Origin of the sequence: Mesorhizobium sp. M7A.F.Ca.US.006.04.2.1 (genome assembly GCF_004022915.1) — a bacterium.
GTDB classification, from domain to species: Bacteria; Pseudomonadota; Alphaproteobacteria; order Rhizobiales; family Rhizobiaceae; genus Mesorhizobium; species Mesorhizobium ciceri.
This window is the reverse complement of the sequence record NZ_RZQA01000433.1, coordinates 1-5,353: the sequence shown is the minus strand read 5'-3', so window position 1 is coordinate 5,353 and position 5,353 is coordinate 1. Positions and strand designations below refer to the sequence as shown.

Genomic DNA, 5,353 nt, shown 5'->3' with positions numbered 1-5,353 from the left:
GGCGGTGCTGGTGCGGCGCCAGTTCTTCTCGGCGGCCAGGCAGGCGGTGATCGGTCAGCCACCCGGAAAAGGCTGATCGATCCGGCCTGACAGCCAGTAGGCAAAAAGCCCGATCCATTCCCGGATGGCCATGGTGGTGGCCTGCAGCGAATCGGCTGGATTGTCGCGGAACAGGCCGACGCCTTCTCGTCCCGAGGTGCGATAGTCGACCGGCCATGGAACGGTTGCAAAGCCGGCCTTGTCGAACAGCGCCTTGGCGCGCGGCATATGGAAGGCCGAGGTCACCAGCAGCCAGGTCTCGCCGGGCTTCGGCGTTACCAACTCCTTGGTGAAGACCGCGTTCTCATAGGTGTTGCGGGACTTGTTCTCCAGGATCATCCGGTCGGCGGCCACGCCAAGCGCGGTGAGCAGGCGCGGCGCGGTTGCGGCATCGCCCTCGCCATCGAGAAACAACGCGCCGGTGCCGCCGGAGACGACCACCTTGGCGGTGGGAAAGCGCCGGGCGAGAATCGCGGTCTCGACCATCCGATCGCCGCTGCTGTTCAGCTCATAGCCGCCGCGCGCCAGATTGATGGCGCCCTCGAAGCCGCCGCCGAGCACGACGATGCCGTCGACCTTTTCCGGCAGCGGCGGGCGCGCGAAACGCTCTTCCAGCGGATTGAGCATCATGGCGCCGAGCGACGTCCATGCTGACAGTGCAAGGATCAAAAATGCCAGCACGCTGCCGGCGGCCGCCAACCGTCGGCGCCCGATCGTGACCGCGAGCAGTCCCGCCAACAGCAGGAAGATCGCCAGGTTGAGCGGCTGGATGAAGAACCAGAAGATCTTGGAAAGATAGAAGAACATTGGCTGCCTATCGTCGGCTCGAATTCTCACGACCGGTGAAATGCTCGACGGCACTTGTCACAGCCTCGGCCTCGGGCCGGCTCAACTCCCTGCCGAAAACAAGGACGCCGTTGGTGTTGGTCAACCTGATGACTTCCGACAGCCCCGCTTCATCCGTTGGATAGGTATGGTCGAGGATTTCGGCCTCAAGGTGCCCTTTCAAAGGCAATGAGGAACGATTTCGCACAAAACCCCTGACGTCGCGCACGGCTGCCACGTCGGTTAGCCGCAGGGTTTCCTTGCCGAACACCAGCCACATGAAATCCTTGCCGAGGAAGTAGGTGAAGAGGGCAATGATCGCAGTGAACGACAGCAGTCCGAGAGTGCCGCTGGCGACGTTTGCGGGCGACGTGTCGGTCAATCCCATGTAGCCGGTGTAGGCAACGATCGCGGCCCCAACCAGGACGAAGCCCATCCTGAAATCCGAGATGCGCGGTGGGTTGGTTATCAGCAGTTCGTCTTCCGTCTCGACGATGGAAATGCGAGACGGGGGCGGCATGCTACCACCATTTCTCCGGCTGGAATGTGCCGGCGGCCTGCTCGATGACGGCGGCGGTCTGGAACAGGGTTTCCTCGTCAAACGGCCGGCCGATCAACTGAAGCCCGAGCGGCAAACCCTTGGCGTCGAGCCCGGCGGGCACAGCGATGCCCGGCAGGCCGGCCATGTTCACCGTGACGGTGAAGATGTCGTTCAGGTACATCTTGACCGGATCGGCAGCCATGTCCTCGTCGGCGATGCCGAAGGCGGCGGATGGCGTTGCCGGGGTCAGGATGACATCGACGCCGGCGGCGAAGACAGTCTCGAAATCCCGCTTGATCAGATTGCGCACCTTCTGCGCCTGCAGATAGTAGGCGTCGTAATAGCCGGCCGACAGCACATAGGTGCCGATCATGATACGGCGCTTGACCTCACGGCCGAAACCGGCGGCACGGGTCTTCTCATACATGTCGACGATATCCTTGCCCGGCACGCGCAAGCCGTAGCGGACGCCATCGTAGCGGGCGAGATTGGACGAAGCCTCGGCGGGCGCCACGATGTAATAGGCGGGCAGCGCGTATTTCGTATGCGGCAGGGAAATATCGACGATCTCGGCGCCGGCGTCCTTCAGCCAGGCAATGCCCTTCTGCCACAGCGCTTCGATCTCTTCGGGCATGCCCTCGACGCGGTACTCCCTGGGAATGCCGACCTTCATGCCCTTGATCGGCTTGCCGATCGCGGCCTCATAGTCCGGTACCGGCATGTCGACCGACGTCGTGTCCTTCGGATCGACGGAGGCCATCGACTTCAGCAGGATCGCGGCATCGCGCACGTCACGAGCGATCGGGCCGGCCTGGTCGAGCGACGAGGCGAAGGCGACGATGCCCCAGCGCGAGCAGCGGCCATAGGTCGGCTTGATGCCGACCGTGCCGGTGAAGGCGGCCGGCTGGCGGATCGAGCCGCCAGTATCCGTCGCGGTCGCGCCGGCACACAGGAAGGCCGACACTGCGGTTGCCGAACCGCCGGAAGAACCGCCCGGCACCAGCTGCGCATTGTCCAGGCTGCGCGCGGTCCTGGTGCCGCCGGCCGAGACGAAGCCGCCATCACCCTGATGCATCGTCGGCATCACCACCGTGTCTAGGCGCGAGCGCCGCCACGGATTGATGACCGGGCCATAGTAGGACGTCTCGTTGGACGAGCCCATGGCGAACTCGTCCATGTTGAGTTTACCGAGCATGATGGCGCCGTCGGCCCACAGATTTGACGTAACGGTCGATTCGTAGCGCGGCTTGAACCCGTCCAGCACATGACTGCAGGCCTGCGTATGGACGCCTTCGGTGCCGAACAGGTCCTTGATTCCGAGCGGGATGCCTTCCAGCGCACCGCCCTCGCCCTTGACCAGCCTTGCGTCGGACGCCTTGGCCATGTCGCGCGCCTTGTCGCCTGTCACCGCGACATAGGCATTGAGCGCGGGATTGGCGCGATCGATGGCCGAGAGATAGGCCTCGGTGATCTCGGTCGCGGTGATTTCCTTGCCGTGCAGCTTGCCGCGGGCCTGTGAAATCGTCAGCTGGGTCAGGTCGCTCATCAAAGGCTCTTTTCGTAAAACACCGACCACTCGGAATCGGGATAATCCAGCACCGGGCCGCAACGCGAAAACCCGGCGCGTTCGTAGACGGTCCACGCCGCGGGGTGACGGTCGCCCGTCTCCAGCACCAGGCGCTTCAGCCCCTCGTTGCGCGCCAGCGCCTCGACCTGCTCGACGATTTTCGCGCCGATCTTCTGCCCGCGATGCGAGGGCCGCGTGTACATGCGCTTGACCTCGCCGACAGCGCCGTCATGGCGTTTCAGCGCACCGCAGCCAATGGCCATGCCGTTGTCGCGGGCGATGAAGACAGTCGTGTCCTCACCAGCCATCTGCTCGACCGTCAGATGATAGCAATGCTCCGGCGGCGTCAGTTCGAGCAAGGTCTGGTTGAGTTCCTCGACCAGGCCGCGCACGTCGTCCTGCAGTGGCGTTTCAATGGCGATGTCGATTGCCATCGTCCGGTTTACTCCACGACCTTCGGCACGAGGAAGAAATTCTCTTCGGTCGCCGGCGCGTTGGCGACGATGTCAGCTGCCTTGCCGCCGTCAGTAACAACGTCCTGACGCTTCTTCATGTCCATCGGCGTCACCGAGGTCATCGGTTCGATGCCGGAAACATCGACCTCATTCAGCTGTTCGACGAAGCCCAGAATGGCGTTCAGCTCGCCGGTCATCCGTTCGGCATCTTCCTCGCTCACTGCAATGCGGGCGAGATGCGCGACGCGCTTCACTGTCTGAAGATCTACGGACATGTTTTTGCCTCGGGGAAAACCAGTTCGGGCTATAGCGGCGCCGCGCGCGCTGCGCAACATGCATCGTGCGAGAGACCAGGCTGCGGCGGCGGCCTAGTCTTCGGCCATCGATCCACGCACAGGATGATGTCTACGGCAGGGCAACGCCCTCGCACAAATAGTAGCTGCCGCTGTTGCCGCTTGCTTCGCTTTCGTCGTTGACGGGCCGGACCGACACGAGATCGATCTGCTTCTCATTCATTTGCGTCACCGAGAGGACATCTGGGAAGACATAGCCCGGTTCCTGGCAGATGGCCGTCACCGCCCAACTCGGCGAAGCGGTCGCCTTGCTGACCTGCAGAAACTCGCAATTGTATTCCACGCTCTGCAGGCCGTGCGCCGAAAGCACGATGTTGCCGGCGTCGATCAGCGTTTGCAGCGTGTCCTTTTTGGCCTGCGTGCAAAGCTCTTCGGACTGAAGATAGACGCCTTCGATGAAATCATCCGCGGCGAGCGCGGGCGACGCCGCGACAAACATCGAAACGCAAAGAGATCGCCCCAATACCATGGATTTATTCCACTTTAGCTGTTTCTAGATCGTAATCGTCTCACCGATTTTCGGCAACGCCAGCCTTACACCGGATCCTTCCAGGCCGGCCTCGAACTTATCGGCGGTCGGGTCGATCATCGGAAACGTGCCGAAGTGGCAGGGAACCACGGTGTCGAATTTGAAGAAGCGCCGGCAGGCAAGTGCCGCCACCGCGCCGCCCATGGTGAAGCGGTCGCCGATCGGCACCAGGCCTATCTTCGGCTCATGCAACTCGTTGATCAGCGCCATGTCGGAGAAGATGTCGGTGTCGCCCATGTGATAGAGCGTTTTGTCTTCCGGGAAATGCAGGACGAGGCCGCCCGGATTGCCGAGATAGGTGTTCTGGCCGCCCTCGCCCGGGAACGAGGATGAGTGCAGCGCCTGGACAAAAGTGGTGGTGAAGCTGCCGCAATCGACGGTGCCGCCGATGTTGCCGGGATTGATCTTCTTGTCGCTGACGCCCTTGCCGACCAGATACATGCAGATCTCGAAATTGGCGACGAGCTGGGCGCCGCTTTTGCCGAGCACCTCCACCGCGCCGCTGATGTGGTCGCTGTGGCCATGCGTCAGCAGCACATGCGTGACACCCTCAGCCGGGCCCTCCCAGCCACCCGTCCATGACGGATTGCCTATCAGATAGGGGTCGATGAGGATCTTGGCATCAGCGGTATCGATCCGAAAGGCCGAGTGGCCGTACCAGGTCAGTTTCATGAATGCATTCCTCGATTTTTGACTTGCCAAAGGATAGAACGCCAGTGGCCCCGAGATCAAAGGGTTACTTGTCCGCCACGCGTTTGACAAAACACCTGGTGGTGAAAGGCGAAGGACGGCCGGTGGGCATTATCACGATCGAAGAATTGCCGGCGCGGTTAGCCGGCGGTAAGACGCTGGCGGGGCTTGACCTCGGCGACAAGACGATCGGCGTCGCGGTCTCGGACCAGAGGTTTTCCTTCGCCCATCCGCGTCCGGTCATCATGCGAAGGAAATTTTCGCTCGATGCGGCGGTGCTGCTCGCCTTGCTACAAAAGGAGAATGCCGGCGCCGTGGTGATTGGGCTGCCGATCAACATGGACGGCTCGGAAG

The 5,353-nt window shown here is 62.3% G+C and carries 8 protein-coding genes and 1 pseudogene; 2 read left to right on the top strand and 7 right to left on the bottom strand.

Annotated elements, in window-relative coordinates:
- Positions 1-76, top strand: a pseudogene (locus EN925_RS40835) (DUF599 domain-containing protein); the annotation flags it as partial.
- Here the strand turns inward: EN925_RS40835 and EN925_RS21690 are convergent.
- The 7 genes from EN925_RS21690 to EN925_RS21660 form a co-directional block, all read right to left on the bottom strand.
- The gene (locus tag EN925_RS21690) at positions 55-846 is read right to left on the bottom strand and encodes a YdcF family protein (protein ID WP_127385486.1); all 792 of its coding nucleotides are present in this window, start codon (positions 844-846) and stop codon (positions 55-57) included. The pseudogene EN925_RS40835 and the gene EN925_RS21690 overlap by 22 nt on opposite strands.
- A gap of 7 nt (positions 847-853) precedes the next feature.
- Complete coding sequence (locus EN925_RS21685) at positions 854-1,384, bottom strand: hypothetical protein (protein ID WP_127385485.1); 531 nt, start codon at positions 1,382-1,384, stop codon at positions 854-856.
- A 1-nt stretch (position 1,385) separates the two neighbouring features.
- Positions 1,386-2,951 (bottom strand): amidase family protein, encoded by a 1,566-nt coding sequence (locus EN925_RS21680; RefSeq protein ID WP_127385484.1) that lies wholly within the window; start codon positions 2,949-2,951, stop codon positions 1,386-1,388.
- On the bottom strand, positions 2,951-3,406 hold the full coding sequence (locus EN925_RS21675) for a GNAT family N-acetyltransferase (RefSeq protein WP_013531786.1): 456 nt from the start codon (positions 3,404-3,406) through the stop codon (positions 2,951-2,953). Before EN925_RS21675 ends, EN925_RS21680 begins: the two co-directional genes overlap by 1 nt.
- Positions 3,407-3,414: 8 nt before the next feature.
- Positions 3,415-3,702, bottom strand: coding sequence for an Asp-tRNA(Asn)/Glu-tRNA(Gln) amidotransferase subunit GatC (gatC, locus tag EN925_RS21670; RefSeq protein ID WP_013531787.1), 288 nt, complete (start codon positions 3,700-3,702; stop codon positions 3,415-3,417).
- Positions 3,703-3,832: 130 nt separating this feature from the next.
- On the bottom strand, positions 3,833-4,249 hold the full coding sequence (locus EN925_RS21665; RefSeq protein ID WP_082827391.1) for a hypothetical protein: 417 nt from the start codon (positions 4,247-4,249) through the stop codon (positions 3,833-3,835).
- 24 nt (positions 4,250-4,273) lie between these two features.
- Positions 4,274-4,981, bottom strand: coding sequence for a metal-dependent hydrolase (locus tag EN925_RS21660; RefSeq protein WP_013531789.1), 708 nt, complete (start codon positions 4,979-4,981; stop codon positions 4,274-4,276).
- Between the two features lie 122 nt (positions 4,982-5,103).
- Between EN925_RS21660 and ruvX the strand changes: the two genes are divergently transcribed.
- The coding region (gene ruvX, locus EN925_RS21655) for a Holliday junction resolvase RuvX (protein ID WP_128336901.1) at positions 5,104-5,353 on the top strand (250 nt) is incomplete at its 3' end.